General features: G+C 62.6%; 11 protein-coding genes, 1 other RNA gene and 1 pseudogene. 6 read left to right on the forward strand and 7 right to left on the reverse strand.

What is annotated here, in order from left to right; genetic code table 11:
• Positions 1–653: hypothetical protein (locus GPA25_RS23820; protein WP_211162890.1), on the forward strand; the 653-nt coding region annotated here is incomplete at its 5' end.
• 264 nt (positions 654–917) lie between these two features.
• Here GPA25_RS23820 and GPA25_RS01200 read toward each other — a convergent pair.
• The 3 genes from GPA25_RS01200 to GPA25_RS01210 are packed head-to-tail and all read right to left on the reverse strand — an operon-like array spanning position 918 to position 5,212.
• A complete protein-coding gene (locus tag GPA25_RS01200) occupies positions 918–2,114 on the reverse strand; it encodes an efflux RND transporter periplasmic adaptor subunit (RefSeq protein WP_169258529.1) in 1,197 nt (398 codons plus the stop codon).
• 4 nt (positions 2,115–2,118) lie between these two features.
• A complete protein-coding gene (locus GPA25_RS24280) occupies positions 2,119–4,440 on the reverse strand; it encodes an ABC transporter permease (protein WP_343034787.1) in 2,322 nt (773 codons plus the stop codon).
• A 37-nt stretch (positions 4,441–4,477) separates the two neighbouring features.
• Entirely contained in the window at positions 4,478–5,212 is a 735-nt protein-coding gene (locus tag GPA25_RS01210) for an ABC transporter ATP-binding protein (RefSeq protein WP_169258530.1), read from the reverse strand.
• Positions 5,213–5,498: 286 nt separating this feature from the next.
• Here GPA25_RS01210 and GPA25_RS01215 point away from each other — a divergent pair, with 286 nt between their 5' ends.
• The 3 genes from GPA25_RS01215 (at position 5,499) to ssrA (ending at position 8,516) form a co-directional block, all read left to right on the forward strand.
• Positions 5,499–5,918, forward strand: a complete 420-nt coding sequence (locus tag GPA25_RS01215; RefSeq protein WP_169258531.1) for a Vgb family protein — start codon at positions 5,499–5,501, stop codon at positions 5,916–5,918.
• A gap of 164 nt (positions 5,919–6,082) precedes the next feature.
• A complete protein-coding gene (locus tag GPA25_RS01220) occupies positions 6,083–8,107 on the forward strand; it encodes a sulfatase-like hydrolase/transferase (RefSeq protein ID WP_246265182.1) in 2,025 nt (674 codons plus the stop codon).
• A gap of 80 nt (positions 8,108–8,187) precedes the next feature.
• Positions 8,188–8,516, forward strand: a transfer-messenger RNA (tmRNA) gene (ssrA, locus tag GPA25_RS01225).
• A 229-nt stretch (positions 8,517–8,745) separates the two neighbouring features.
• Here the strand turns inward: ssrA and GPA25_RS01230 are convergent.
• Complete coding sequence (locus GPA25_RS01230) at positions 8,746–9,306, reverse strand: DUF2889 domain-containing protein (RefSeq protein ID WP_169258532.1); 561 nt, start codon at positions 9,304–9,306, stop codon at positions 8,746–8,748.
• A 381-nt stretch (positions 9,307–9,687) separates the two neighbouring features.
• Here GPA25_RS01230 and GPA25_RS01235 point away from each other — a divergent pair, with 381 nt between their 5' ends.
• Complete coding sequence (locus GPA25_RS01235) at positions 9,688–10,962, forward strand: NAD(P)/FAD-dependent oxidoreductase (protein ID WP_169258533.1); 1,275 nt, start codon at positions 9,688–9,690, stop codon at positions 10,960–10,962.
• Positions 10,963–11,109: 147 nt separating this feature from the next.
• Complete coding sequence (locus tag GPA25_RS01240; RefSeq protein WP_169258534.1) at positions 11,110–11,610, forward strand: YkgJ family cysteine cluster protein; 501 nt, start codon at positions 11,110–11,112, stop codon at positions 11,608–11,610.
• 90 nt (positions 11,611–11,700) lie between these two features.
• On the opposite strand, the gene GPA25_RS01245 is transcribed toward GPA25_RS01240, so the two are convergent.
• The 3 genes and pseudogenes from GPA25_RS01245 to GPA25_RS01250 all read right to left on the reverse strand — a co-directional run bounded on the left by GPA25_RS01245 (position 11,701) and on the right by GPA25_RS01250 (position 14,626).
• A complete protein-coding gene (locus GPA25_RS01245) occupies positions 11,701–13,497 on the reverse strand; it encodes an ABC transporter transmembrane domain-containing protein (protein ID WP_169258535.1) in 1,797 nt (598 codons plus the stop codon).
• A gap of 55 nt (positions 13,498–13,552) precedes the next feature.
• Positions 13,553–13,682: pseudogene (locus tag GPA25_RS24350) on the reverse strand (electron transfer flavoprotein subunit alpha/FixB family protein); the annotation flags it as partial.
• 38 nt (positions 13,683–13,720) lie between these two features.
• A complete protein-coding gene (locus tag GPA25_RS01250) occupies positions 13,721–14,626 on the reverse strand; it encodes a LysR family transcriptional regulator (RefSeq protein WP_169258536.1) in 906 nt (301 codons plus the stop codon).
• Positions 14,627–14,632: the final 6 nt, after the last annotated feature.

Raw genomic sequence — 14,632 nt, forward strand, 5'->3', positions numbered from 1 at the left:
TCGTTTCAAATACCGGCAAAACCTTTTCCCCTCTTCCCGACCCCCCGCTTCACCCGCCTAACCACCGCCAGTGCCGCGAAGAGGGGCGAATTATAGACACCCAAAATATACTGTCAAGCTCCCAAAACAAAAAAATTCTAGTAATGGTGAAAAAACTAGCTTCGCACGCACGTTCGTCAGGATTCTTCTTGCAATTCCCATATCCCCGCTGGCGGAGTGTTTCTCCATACCACCGACGTGCGCTTCCAGCGCAGATTTCGCGGTGCGGAGAATGGGGCTCGGGGTTGGTAGGTAAACTGGACAAGTTTGCGGTCGGGATTACTCGTGAGGAAGCCGCAAAGGCTATCAACGGTTTCGGCGGCAACATCCTTGGGAAGGGAACGAAATGGCAGACTGGAGACGAGGACGATTTTCCCGGGGCGATTGATCAAGGAATCGACGATATGTTTCGCCGAAGTCTGCCGTACGTCAGCTGCGGGGTATCGGCTTTTGAGCCGACGTGCAAGGGAAGCCTGAAACTCGACTGCGATCAGCGGCACGCCTGGCAGTTTATGCAGCAGTGCATGGGTGACAGGTCCGGTGCCTGCACCGAGCTCAACGACAAGATCTGCTCCGATTGCCGCGCTGGCCATGGCATTCGCAAGCGCGCGTGAGGACGGGAGCAGCGCCCCCGTCGAAGCCGGACTGCGCAGCATTGCAATGAGCAGTTGAACGGACATAATTGAATGATACGGAGAAGCGGAGGCTGTCATGTTAATGCGCGCCCAGGATTCGTGCGGCAGATGATTTGCCGACACCGCGTTGGCTGAGACTATCCGGGTTCGCCGGGGAATTTCCCGACGCCCCCAGGGCGGAGCTTCTGTAACAAGCAGGAGCGCGGGTGGCGCGCGGGGTTTTATGACTAAGATTTTTATGATCTACCGTGCCGTCACGCTCGCCCCCTCGCGCAAACGGTCATCCGGATGCACGATCACCTGTTCGCCCTCGCGAATGCCGGAAAGCGCCTGCGCGATGAGGCCGTTGCGCTGGCCGGGTTCGATGCGACGCTTGACGGCCTTACCTTGCTCCACGACAAAGGCGGCCCAGCCACTGCCGTCGCGAAACAGAGCGCTAGCGGGAATCTGCAGCACGTCCTTGTCTTCCCACAGGATGAAGCTGGCTTCGACGCGGTAGCCGTCGCCGAGGCGCTGCCATTGCGCGGAAGGAGAGGTGAAGGCGACAATGACCCAGACGCGCTGTTCTTCCACGCCCAGAGCGGAAACCTTGGTGAAACCGGCGGGCTCGATCACGCGTACCACGCCTTCCAGCGCCCCCTCGCCGCCCCAGCGTTCGAACAGCACGCGAGTACCCGGGCTGATCCGTACGGCGTCGGCGGAAAGCACGTCCACCTCGACTTCCAGCCCGCGCGGGTCGCCGATCTCCAGAAGCGCCTGCCCTGCGGAAACCGCGCCTTCGCTCTTGCGCGGGATCTTCAGCACATTCCCGGCGACCGGCGACCGCAACACGACCGGATCGGCAGGCCCGCCGGCGGCGGCATAGCCCAGTGCGGTTCGTGCGGCCTCCAGTTCGTGGCGCGCGGTCGCAACCGTGAATTGCGCCGAGCGCAGCTCCGAACCGGCGCGCTCGGCCTCGGCCACCCCGCGATCCTCGGCGTCGGCCGTGACATGACCCGCGGCACGCAAGGTCCGGACGCGCTGAAGATCCTTTAGCGCCAGTCCGGCGCCGGCTTGCGCTGCCTTCATGCGTTGCTCGACCGCTCCGATATTGGCCTGCGCACCCGCCACCCGTGCCTCGGCCTCGGCGCGCCGCCTGACGTCCAGCACTTCGGCCCGCTGCGGCTCGAGGGTCACCACGGGCATGCCGGTTTGCACGGCGTCGCCAACGTCGAGCGCGATGCGTCGCGCGTAGGCGGCGACGGGCGCGGTGATGACGTAGCGATCGACGACGCGCGTCCTGCCCTCCTGCTCGATCGCGACGCGCATGGGCGCGCGCGCTGCTGCGCCGAGGTCGACGACGACCGGCTGGGCACGAAAGCCGCTATAAAGGCCCCATCCGACCAACGCCGCGATCAGCGCGAGCACGATCCGCCTGCGCCATTGCACCATGTTCTTCATGCCGTCACTCCGCTGTCTTCAACACGGCGATAAGGTCCAGCCGGTCCAGGCGGCGACGCACCGCCAAGCCGGAAATTGCCGCCGAAATCAGCACGACCGTCGCCGCAAACGCGTAGGTTTGCGGCACCAGCACCACCGGCACCCTGAATAAGTCGTTCTGCATCGTATGCGCGATGTAATAGCACATCCATTCGCCCAGCCAGAGTCCGAGCGGGATCGCAATGAGCGTCAGGATGCCCAGTTCGCCGAGCAGGATGTAGCCGATCTCGGCGCGCGTGAAACCCAGCACGCGCAGGCTCGCCAGCTCCCGGCCGCGCTCGGTGAGGGCGATGCGGGCACTGTTGTAGACGACACCGAACGCGATGATGACGGCAAAGACGGTGGCCACGTAGGTGAAGAACAGCATGGTCTCGTCCATCATGCGATTGAAGTTGCGGATCTCCTGTCTGCGCTCGGCAACGCCGGCAACCCGCGGCATGTCCTTGAACTGAGAGAACAGCGGTTGCAGATACGCGCTATCGACGCCGAGCCAGGCGCCTGAGATCGTCGGCCCCTCGTGCACGAAGCGGTTCAGGGCGGCCAAGTCCATATAGGCGGACACCCCGAGATATTCCTTCACGAGCCCCGCCACGCTGGCCTCGCGCAGCGGACGATTGCCTTCGAGGACTTCGACGACGATGCGGTCGCCGACACGCACATCGAGGATCTTGCCAAGGAAGTCCGTGAGCAGGATGCCGTCGGCCGGCAGGTCCACCGGACGCAGATCGGCGTCCAGCAGACGCTGGATGTCGCCGCCCGGTTCGACCCCGCGAATGGCGGTGCGGTAGTCGAGATGGCCATGGCGCAGGCGCACCGGCACCGTGCGGAAAACCTCGACATGTTCGATCCCCGGCAGGCCGAGCAGGTCGAAGCGGGCACGGTAGGCCGTGGGGTCGGTAAAAGTCACCGACAGATCCTCGCGCTGCGACATGCCGTACTGGATATGCAGCATGTAGCCGACGGTGTCGCGCTGGAACAGCCCGGTGAGGATGATGCCGCAAGCCAATGCGATGCCCAGCACGGTGAGCGCGGACTTGAACGCCTTGCGCTGGATGTGGCGGATGATCATGCGCGTGGGCTGTGACAGCCAGCGCTTGAGGCCGAGCTTCTCGACCCGGCTTTCACGATAGTGGGGCGGCGGCTCCGGCCGCATCGCCTGTGCCGGCTGCAGTTTGGCGGCGCGCCAGACGGCGAGCACGGTACCGGCCCCCGCCGCCAGCAGGCTGGCGATGGTGGCCTCCACGACCGTCATCGGCTGCAGGCTGAACTTCAGCCAGGGGAAATAGTAGAACTCCATGTAGATGCCGGAGAGCAACTGGCCCAGCCACACGCCCAGCGCGATTCCGCTGACGATGCCGCAGCCGGCGATGACCGCCACCAGCTTGAGGTAGTGGCCCAGCACAGCAGCATTGCTGTATCCGAAGGCCTTGAGCGTGGCGATCTGCTCGCGCTGCATCGCCACCAGCCTGCCGATCACCACGTTCAGCAGGAAGGCCGCGACCCCCATGAACATCGAGGGAAACAGGCTCGCCAGGGTGCCGAGTTGCTCCAGTTCCTGGCTGAAGAAACGGTGCGAACGCTGATCCTTGCGCGCATACGCGCCGAGACCGCCGTAAGGCGTGATCAGCTCGTCGGCGCGGTCGATGACGTCCTGCGCGTCCGCGCCGGGGCGCAGGCTGAGCGCAAGGTCGTTGAAGGCTCCGTCCAGGTCATAGGCCTGGCCCAATGCACGGCGTCCCATCCACATCACGCCGTAGCGCTTGCTGTCAGGGAAGGCCGAGCCCGGGCGCAACTGCTGGATGAATTCCGGCGACAAGGCCGTTCCGACGAGGGTCAGCGCCTGACGACGACCATTCAGGATGGCGTGGAAATGGTCACCCGGGTGAAGCTCGTGGGCTTGCGCGAACGGCGTGCTCACCACCACTTCGTCGGCACGGCCCGGCACGGGCAATCGCCCCTCGCGCAAATGCAGGCCATTCAGTCCGTGGGGCTCGCTGTCGGACAGGGACACCATCAGCGCGGTCACCGGCTCGGCGAACTCCGGCATTTCCAGCCGTATCTGGGCGACGACGCGCGTCTCGACCCGATCCACCGCCGGGATATCGAGGATTCGCTGACGCAGGGACTCGGGGGCGCGTTTCAGCGAGACGAACACGTCCGCGAAGCGATACTCGCGATAGTAGGCGTCCTGGGTCGCGCGCAATGCCTCGAGGGTCGACAGAAACATGACGTAGGTGCCGACGCCGCACATCACCACGAGGGCAATGGCGAGGGCCTCATATGCCACAGGTCGCGCCAGAGTTTCCGGTTCAGCGCGCGCATCATCACCATTGCAGCTCCGCCGCCGCCTTCTTGTGCGCATTGCACTCGATGCGCACCACGCGGCCGTCGCCGAAATACACGACGCGGTCGGCCATCGCCGCGATCACCGCATTGTGCGTGATCACCACCGTCGTGGTACCCAGTTCCCGGTTCACGCGCGCGATCACGTCGAGCACCATCACGCCGGTCTGCGCATCCAGCGCGCCCGTCGGTTCGTCGCAAAGCAGGACCTGCGGACGCTTGGCCACGGCACGCGCGATGGCAACGCGCTGCTGCTCGCCGCCCGACATCTGGCTCGGGAAATGGTCCATGCGCTGCGCCAGCCCGACCAGGGCGAGTGCTTCCTCCGGCGTCATCGGGTTGTCGGAGATTTCGGTGACCAGGGCGACATTCTCCCGCGCGGTGAGGCTCGGGATCAGGTTGTAGAACTGGAACACGAAGCCCACATGCTCGCGGCGATAGTGGGTCATCGCCGCATCGTCATTGACGGTGAGGTCATGGTCGCCATAGCGCACCGTGCCGCTGGTAGGCGTATCGAGCCCGCCGAGGATATTCAACAAGGTCGACTTCCCGCTGCCAGACGGCCCCAGCAGCACCACCAATTCCCCCGCTTGCAGGTCGAGGTCCACGCCGCGCAGGGCGTCGACGCGCACCTCGCCCATCTGGTAGACCTTTGTGAGTCCGCGCGCCTCGAAGATGGGGCGCGGGGCCGGTACCCGTTGTTCCTGATCCGTCATACGCGATCTGTCCGGTGTCTGGCATCCAAGAACGTTCAGCCCATGCAGGTGGCAACGCGATCACGACACGGGTCGACTGGGTGTTGCTGCGGCGCAAAGCGGAATTGATCCGATTCGCATGGCTACGTCTTTAGCATAGTCGGCAACGCTGGATAAATCGCCCGGCATCGCGTCAGCGATGTGCGTTACTGCCTCACCGATCAGATCCAGCTTCCACACGATTCCGGACCCGTGCCTATGGAACGAACGGTGTTTACCGTGGTCTTTTTCGATTATGAAGGCGGCGATGAACAAATCCCTGGTCCTGGCGCTTTCCGACACCGGTGCCATGTCGGAACTGCGCCTGCCCGATGGTTCGCGCCCCCGCCGCATGGCCACTGCGCCCGACGGCAGTCTGTGGGTCACGCTTTACGGTAGCGGCAAACTCGTACAGATCGACCCCGCTGCGCGTCGCACGCTGCGGGAGATTGCCTTGCCCGCCGGACGGGATGGCGGACCCTACGCCGTAACGGTGGACGGCATCGGCAATGTGTGGGCGAACGAAATCAGTACCGACACGGTGGTACGCATGGACGCGGGTAACGGCGAACTCCGTGTCGTCAAGCTGCCGTCGAAAGGGGTGGGCATACGCAAGATGATCGTGGATGCCGAGGGGCGGCTGTGGTACATGGGCAGCCACAACGGCCGCCTGGGCATGTTGCGGTAACGACCGGCATCGGGTCCATCAGGCGGTCAAGGATTGAGACGCGCTTGCAAGACCGCGCCCAGTACTCGCAGCAATTGAAACCGCCGAAGATCAACATGTGCAAGGGATCGGGGTTGCAGAAACAGGTGGTTTTGACGTTTTCTTGACACCCCTACGACGGGGCCTTGACGCTCGGCGAGTCATTGTGGCAACGATTAACCTGCCCAGGCCCGGCCATGCCCTCGTCCCAATCGATCGAACTCGAACTCTCCGGAAAATATGACCGCGAGCAGTCGCTGAAATATCTGCGCAAGCGTCGCGATGGCCTCGCCCGCCGCATGCCCCCAAGTCGAAGACCGCTTGTCCTGAGCCGCTATTACGTGCTGCTCTATGTCGCAGTGTTCGCGATGATCGCGTTGTTCTGGTCGCACACCAGCACCGAGTCGCTTGCGGCACGGACGTTTCTTTTCGCCGCAACGGCGGGGTACGCGGCACTTTACACTGCGCCCTTGTGGCTGCTGAGCGCGCTGCTGGAGCGCTTTCTTCCCGGTCGCAGCGACCCGGGGGTCTGGCGCACGGCGCTGCTCTACGGTGTGGCTTTTCTCGGCGGCAGCATCGTCCTGCTCGGAATCTATGCTGACTATCGTCTGTACGAACTGTACCAATTTCACTTCAATGCCTTCGTCTGGAACCTGCTGACCACCCCGGGCGGCATCGACGCGCTCGGCGCGACCGAGGCAACCGAACGCACGCTGGCTTTGCAGGTCGCCCTTTTCCCCTTGGGCTGCGTGGCGGTCCTCGTTCTGCTGCACCGGTATGCCGAACGTGGTTGGACGCCGTCGCGTCGCACCATCGTCGTCAGCGCCTTCACGCTCTTTTCAGTGCTGGCGGTCGAGGAATTTGTCTATGCCTATAGCACGCACACCGGTCAGGAAGATTATCTTCAAGCGGCGGAAACCATCCCGTTCCATCTTCACACCGGGGCGCGAAAGTTCTTCAAGCGCATGGGCATTGAACAATCTGCTGTCAAGGAACTCCGCCTAGCCGGCGGTACTGTCGATTATCCCGGCCACGACCTGCCGGCCACGCCGGTAGCCGATCGGCCCAACGTCGTCATGCTGGTCGGCGAATCCTTCCGCTGGGATCTGTTGAGCCCTGAGATCACCCCGAATCTGTGGCAACTTTCCCGGCAGGGAACGCGCTTCGAACAGCACTACAGCGGCGGCAATCGCACGCGCATGGGGATGTTCTCGATGTTCTATGGGATCTACGCGCCCTATTGGTACAGCTTCGAACGACAACGCGTCGCCCCTGCCCTGATGAATTTCCTGCGCGAGCACGATTACCAGCTTGCGATCCACACTAGTCAGAGTTTCGACTATCCGGAACTGCGCCATACGGTTTTTGCCGGGGTACCGGAAGCCCAGTTGCAGGAATTGAAGACTGGCGAACCCTGGCGGCGCGACACGCAGAACATCGATGACCTGATTCGCAAATTCGATCGGCGCAATCCTGACAAGCCGTTCTACGGCTTCATGTTCTTCGAGTCCACGCATGCGCCCTACACCTTCCCCGAAGAGACGGTCCTGCGCACCGATTACATCCGGGAACTCGATTACATGAAGCTTGATCTGCGCGACAACATCGACGGCATTCATGCCCGTTACATCAACGCGGCACACCACGTCGACCAGCAGGTCGGCCGTTTGATCGAGCATTTGAAGAGGCAAAAACTGCTCGACAAGACCGTCATCATGTTCACCGGGGATCACGGCGAGGAATTCATGGAGAAGGGGCGCTGGGGGCATGGTCATGGCAACACCTTTCCCGAAGAGCAAATCCGCGTGCCGCTCGTTCTCTGGCTTCCGGGCCAGACGCCACAGGTCGTCACGCACCGGACCTCACACCTGCAAATCGCGCCGACGCTACTCGAATACCTTGGCGTAACGGCCCCTTCACGCAGCTACAGTTCGGCCGACACTTTGCAGCAGCCGGTGGAAAATCTGGTCATGGGTGAGTACGACTACATGGGCATCGGAGACGGCGAACACAAGATCACTTTCCCATACACCCGCAGTGCTTTCTTCCGTTATGCCGTCTTCGACGCCAACGACCACCCGGTTGCCACAGAGGAAGGCCAAAAGGTCATTGCCGAGAAACAGACACTGGTTGACGAAGTTGTTCGCGAGAGTCGACGCTTTGTAAGATAGGTGCTGCCGCATTGATATTTGGGAAGCTGCGTCAAACATTTGCGGCTGGATGGGGGATGCGGACGCATCCGCAAGAAGGGGGCGAAAACAGCTCTTGAAAATGCTTACCCGCGTCCCCATAATATCAAGCATGGTTGTAATTCCGGCAAGCCGGAGACGTTCTGGACGCGGGTTCGATTCCCGCCACCTCCACAGTGTGCATTTGTAAAAGTGTCCAGTGTGGGGGTGTACCGGTTTCGACAGGGCGGGCAATGGTAAGCAGGCAACCCGAGAGGCGACGGACGTAATCCGCGCAAATCCATAAACGCCAATGATGAGCGTTTCGCTGTAGCCGCTTAAAGGCCGCAGCCGGGGCAGCCTGAGCCCTGTTACCCAAGACGGCGGGCGGGGGCTTCGGCCCCCGCTGTCACGTTCAGAACATCCCGCGCACTGCCACGGTGCTGCAAGAAGCACGTCACCCCATGCAGCAGGCTGATTGCTCCCCGGTGATCCCCCGGCAGTTGACGGTCGTCAGAAGTAGAATTTTCTCGACCGCGCTCGGAAGAAATTCTGCGTGAAGGCGTACCGTATTTTGAGACCGCCAGATCACCGCTAGTCTCAAACAGGCAGAAGGCGACAATCCCGCCCCGTCACTCCCGTCACTCGTCCGCCAGCTCGGGGTATTCGCGGCGTAGTGCCTCCCCGTCGCGCCGCCACCCATGACAGCTGCCGATGAAGGCGACGCTGCGCCCGTCCGGCCAGTGCCGCGGATCGGGGTCGATAGCGATCTGGCGGGCGACGCGGTCGGGCCAGGAGGCCTGCGTGTAGGTATTGCCGACCTGCGTGATCAAGTCCGTGAGATGCGCGCACCCTTCCCCGCTGCCAACCCGCTCTCGAATCTGTCGCCGGAACCCCGGACCGATCTGCAGCCCGATCAGCCGGCGATAGACCTCACTGGCTTCCGGGCACTCCCGCCACGGCGCTGCCATCATCCGCGCCTCGACGTCACGAATATTGAAATCCCCGTCGATCAGGAAGGCGATCGCCATGTGGTGGATGTATTCCCCGGGGCGCACCGGCTCCCGCGAGCGAAACACCACCGCCTGTGCCTTCTCGTCCGCCACCGTCGCCTCGATTTCCCACAACCCGTCCTTGCGACGATAGGCATGGCAGGTGATCTGGCGCGTATGCGTGAGTTCGCGCTCACTCGTCCCAAACATTGCTGACTCCGGATGATCTGTTCTTCGCATAAATCGGCTCCTTATCATTGGCGCATTTTCCATCGTTTCATGCCTCAATTGACAATATATTGACACAGCTGTGCGGGAGCCGGTCGGAAGTGCGGGACGACGCACTCCACGCCTCTGCTTGACTAAAAATACAGATATACATATAAGCATGTGCTAATGTATAGCATTGCTTCGCTCGGCGAGTGTCCAGGGAGGTCCTGCTGCAGTGGCTTCTTGCCCAGGCGGAAGCGCCGGCGCGGCTAACTCAGCGGGCCTGTTCCCGAAACGGTCGCCATGTCCGTAGCAGCACAGATATTTCGTTAACAAGACCCGGTCACCGGGCATCAGCAATCCACAAACCGGAGGAATGAGATGCCTCATATCGTGATCATCGGCGCGGGCATTGGCGGCATACCCATGGCCTACGAGATGAAACAACTGGCAAGGCCGGAGGACGAGGTAACGGTGATTTCGAACACCACGACCTTTCATTTTGTGCCGTCCAACCCCTGGGTGGCGGTGAACTGGCGCAAACGCGGCGAAATCGAGCAGGAGATCGCGCCCTTGCTCAAGGCGCGCAAGATCCGGTTCATCGCGCAGGCGGCGGCACGCGTGCATCCCGAACGCAACGAGGTCGAGCTGGCAGATGGCTCGGCAGTGGCTTACGACTACCTGGTGATCGCCACCGGACCCAAGCTCGCCTTCGACGAAATACCCGGCCTCGGCCCCCAGGGCCATACCCAGTCGATCTGCCACGTCGACCACGCGAGCGCGGCCGCCGGGGTATGGGGCGACTTCCTCGCCGACCCCGGCCCGATCGTGGTCGGTGCGGTGCAGGGTGCGTCGTGTTTCGGCCCGGCCTACGAATTCGCCTTGATCATTGAAACCGATCTGCGCAGGCGCAAGTTGCGCGACCGCGTGCCGATGACCTTCGTCACACCCGAGCCCTACATCGGCCATCTCGGTCTGGGCGGCGTCGGCGACTCGAAGGGCATGATGGAGTCGATGTTCCGCGACCGTCACATCAAGTGGATCTGCAATGCCAAGGTGACGCGCGTCGAAGCCGGCAAGATGTTCGTCACCGAGCACGACGAGGACGGCAAACCCAAGAAGGAACACGAACTGCCGTTCCACTATTCGATGATGCTGCCGGCGTTCAAGGGCGTCGATGCGGTGTTCGGCATCGAAGGTCTGACCAATCCGCGCGGCTTTGTCCTCATCGACGCGCATCAGCGCAATCCAAAATATCCGAACATCTACGGGGTCGGCGTCTGCGTGTCCATCCCGCCGGTCGAGACGACGCCGGTGCCGCTGGGGACACCCAAGACGGGTTACATGATTGAATCGATGGTGACTGCAACTGCGAAAAACATCCGCGCCGCCCTGGACGCCCGGCCTCAGACGGAAAAAGCCACCTGGAACGCGGTCTGCCTCGCCGATTTCGGCGATTCCGGCGCCGCCTTCATCGCACTGCCGCAGATTCCGCCGCGCAACGTGAACTGGTTCTCCGAAGGCAAGTGGGTGCATCTTGCGAAAGTCGCCTTCGAGAAATACTTCATGTACAAGCTGCGCAAGGGCAAGTCCGAGCCAATCTATGAAAAGATCGTGATGGACGCCCTCGGCATCATGAAGCTGAAAGGCAAGTAGCACCGGGCAGGCACGGTGAATCGCTATCGGGCTGAGTGATGGCCTTTATTGACTGAACCGATTGGCCGAAAACCTTCACCAACAAGGCAAAACGGAGCGCCCTAGGCTCCGTTTTTGCATTCCGGGCTGGTACACTTTGTGCGAGATATGACCACACTCGCCCGACTCCAACTTGATATTGACACACGCGTGCAAACCATCCGGGATATACACCCCGACTGGTTGTGCGGAAAAGGCTGCGACAGTTGTTGCCGGCAGCTCGCCGAAGTGCCTCGACTGACGGCAGCGGAATGGGATTTGCTGCGGGAGGGGCTGGCCGCGCTACCGCCGGAACGCCTTCGGGAAGTCAGCCAGGACATGGTCGCCCTGGCCAGTCAGCAGTCGCGCCCCGTCGTGTGCCCGCTGCTGGACCGGTCCACTGGCGCCTGCCCGGTCTATGCCCAGCGTCCGGTGGCCTGCCGAACCTATGGCTTCTACGTGCAGCGCGACAAGGGACTTTATTGCCATGACATCGAAACTCGCGAGGCTGATGGCAATCTGCTCGATGTCGTGTGGGGCAACCACGATGCCATTGATCATAGCCTCACCAGCCTAGGTGAAATCCGCCTGCTGACCGAATGGTTTGATCGTTGGGAGAACGGAAAATGAGGGGCAATCAAGTGGCGTGGAAACGACTTTTTCGGTGAACGCTTACTCTCTTCAGGCCAATCGCCACGACTCCCAGAAGGGGACCGACGGTCAAATATCGAGTTGCAGCGCCGCGAGGCGCGAATAGAGTCCGCCTTGACGGCGCAGGTCATCCGGCGTGCCGGTTTCCACGATGCGTCCTCGATCCATCACCACGATCCGGTCGGCGTTTTGCACCGTTGCGAGCCGGTGGGCGATGATCAGCGTCGTGCGCCCCTGCATGGCCGCGTTGAGACCTCGCTGCACCAGGATTTCCGACTCCGCATCCAGTGCGCTGGTCGCTTCGTCGAGGAGCAGCATCGGCGCGCCTTTCAGGATGGCGCGTGCAATCGCAATGCGCTGGCGCTGACCACCGGACAAGCGGGTGCCACGTTCGCCGAGGAATGTCTGGTAGCCCTCGGGCAACCGGTCGATGAACTCGTCCACCTGGGCCCCCCGGGCCGCCGCGATGACTTCCGCGTCGCTCGCCGTGCTGCGGCCGTAGCGGATGTTTTCCAGCGCGTTGGCCGAAAAAATCACCGGATCTTGCGGCACGATCGCAATGCCCTTGCGCAGGTCGTGCAGACTCAGTTCGCGGATGTCTTGTCCGTTGAGCCGGATGCTGCCGCCAGACACTTCGTAATAGCGCAGCAGGAGCTGGAAAATGCTGGTCTTGCCGGCGCCGGAGGGTCCGACCAGCGCAACGCTCTCGCCCGGCGCGATACCCAGGCAAATGTCGTCCAGCGCACGCGTTTGCGGGCGAGCGGGATAGCAGAAGGTCACATGCTCGAAGCTGATCGCCGCCTGCGTCGGATGCACCGGCATCTGCGGCCGGGGTACCTCGCGGATGGCGGAGTCGGCGTGCAGCAATTCCAGCAGCCGCTCCGCCGCCCCGGCCGCGCGCATCACGTCGCCCCAGACTTCCGCCATGGTCCCGACGCCGCCGGCCACGAGTGCCGCGTAAAGGACGAAGGACGCCAACTGGCCTTGGGTCAGGATGCCGTCGTGCACCTGGCGCACCCCGATCCATAACACGAAAATGATCGTTCCCATCACCGCGGTGATGATCAGGACCGTCAGCGCAGCGCGCACTCGCGTACGCCTGAGCGCCGTCGCGAAACCCGTTTCCGCGGCGTCGGCGAATCGTCTGGCTTCGTGCTGCTCCTGCGTATAGGCCTGTACCGTCGGCATGGCATTGAGGATTTCGCCGGCCAGTGCCGAGGCATCCGCAATCCTGTCCTGGGATTCGCGCGAGAGTTTCTTGACCTTGCGGCCGATGACGACGATGGGCAGCGTCAACATTGCCATCAGGCCCAGGTTCAGGGAGAACAAGTACAGGCTGGTGACGGCCAGCATGACCATGCCGCCGATGAACTGGAACAGGCTACGCAAGCCCATCGACACGGAACTGCCGACCACGGTCTGGATCAGCGTCGTGTCGCCCGTTAGCCGGGACAGCACCTCCCCGGTCTGCAAGGTTTCGAAGAACTGCGGCGACTGGGACAATACACGCGCATAGACCGCGCAGCGCAAATCGGCCGTCGCCCTCTCGCCGACCCACGACACGGTGTAATAGCGTGCGGCCACTGCGAGCGCCCAGGCGCTCGCCAAGCCGAACAGGGCAATGAAGTGCCCGTTCAGACTCAGCCCGCCGAGCAGGCCGTCACTCGGCTGTGCCCTTGCTCCAAACCCGAAATCGATGAGGTCGCGAAACGCCAGCGGCATCAACAAGATGGTTCCGGAACCCAGGCACAGCAGCATGAAGGCCAACGCAATTCGCGCCCAGTAGGGCCGCAAGAATGGCCACAGCCCCTTTAGCGCCGACAGGCGCCGCGGGTTTGGTGTCTGCTTCAGGGTATCGCGGGGCATACGTAATTATCGTTCTTCCCGATGCACCATGTAACACCCGCAGCGGTTTCACCTTAAACGCGCGCTCGCGAATTGACAGGCGGGTGACCTTCGCTGCATCGGCGTCTCTTCACTGTCGCCATCGCATTGCCGGCGTAGATCGGCCGCATGAAGGTGTCGGTCGGTTCCACGGCGACAGTGTCGGTTTGCGTGCGCCAAAGCGCAATACGGGGCACCAGCGTGGTCAGCCGTTGCGGCGGAAGAGCTGCGGACGCTGCTCGATCAGCTCGCGAATAAAGTCCCACACGACGCGGATGCGTTTGATCCGCAGCAGGTCTTCGGGCGCAGCAATCCATAGGGTCCGGGTCACGAGTGACTGTCCAGGGAACACACAGACCAGATCGTCCGACAGTTCGGCAACGAAAGGCGACAATGCCACGAGACCCATCCCGGCCGCTGCGGCCTCGCGCTGGGCAAGCACGCTGGTGGAGGTGAAGCTCCTTTTGGGATGTGGCGTGAGCTCTTCCAGGACTCGGAAGAGGCCGCTGAGCGAGCCGTCGTGGATGTAGTCCACGAAGCTGTGCTCGGCGATATCGCTCAACTGGCGGATGGGCGGGTGGGAGTCGCGGTAGCCCGGCGAGCAGTAGATGGAATAGTCGACGTCGGTCAGTCGCGCGACCTTGTAGCGTCCCACCTCGGGAGGGTCAAGGGTGATCAGGATCTCGACCTCGCGTGTGACCAGGCTCGGATACTGGGGCTGGGGCATCAGCTGGACATGCAGCTCAGGATGCTCGCGATGCAGTTTCGCCAGGCCAGGTGCGATCAGGTGAATGCCCACGCCCTCCGGCGTACCGACGCGCACCGATCCCTTCACCCGCACCCCCAGGCCCGCGCTCTCCTCGACGGCTTCGAGCAGGGCGCTTTCCATTCTGTCCGCATGCGGGATGAGCGCGTGGCCCGCATCGGTCAGCGAATACCCGGTGCGGCGGCGATCGAACAGCACTACGCTGAGATTGGCCTCAAGCCGGTCGATGCGGCGCGAGACCGTGGAGTGTTCGATCCCCAGCCGCTCGCCTGCGAGCGAAATCGTGCCCAGGCGAGCGACCGCGAGGAAGATGCGCAGGTCGTTCCAGTCAGGCAGGGAGTCCATGCGCAC

It is taken from the genome of Aromatoleum diolicum (assembly GCF_012910955.1).
Taxonomy (GTDB): Bacteria; Pseudomonadota; Gammaproteobacteria; order Burkholderiales; family Rhodocyclaceae; genus Aromatoleum; species Aromatoleum diolicum.

Bases quoted from the DNA above. Each gene is read 5' to 3' on its own strand.
- GPA25_RS01230 (WP_169258532.1), bottom strand. From the start codon at position 9,306: ATGTTTGGGACGAGTGAGCGCGAACTCACGCATACGCGCCAGATCACC.
- GPA25_RS01200 (WP_169258529.1), bottom strand. From the start codon at position 2,114: ATGAAGAACATGGTGCAATGGCGCAGGCGGATCGTGCTCGCGCTGATC.
- GPA25_RS01215 (WP_169258531.1), top strand. From the start codon at position 5,499: ATGAACAAATCCCTGGTCCTGGCGCTTTCCGACACCGGTGCCATGTCG.
- GPA25_RS01250 (WP_169258536.1), bottom strand. From the start codon at position 14,626: ATGGACTCCCTGCCTGACTGGAACGACCTGCGCATCTTCCTCGCGGTC.
- GPA25_RS01210 (WP_169258530.1), bottom strand. From the start codon at position 5,212: ATGACGGATCAGGAACAACGGGTACCGGCCCCGCGCCCCATCTTCGAG.
- GPA25_RS01240 (WP_169258534.1), top strand. From the start codon at position 11,110: ATGACCACACTCGCCCGACTCCAACTTGATATTGACACACGCGTGCAA.
- GPA25_RS01245 (WP_169258535.1), bottom strand. From the start codon at position 13,497: ATGCCCCGCGATACCCTGAAGCAGACACCAAACCCGCGGCGCCTGTCG.
- GPA25_RS01235 (WP_169258533.1), top strand. From the start codon at position 9,688: ATGCCTCATATCGTGATCATCGGCGCGGGCATTGGCGGCATACCCATG.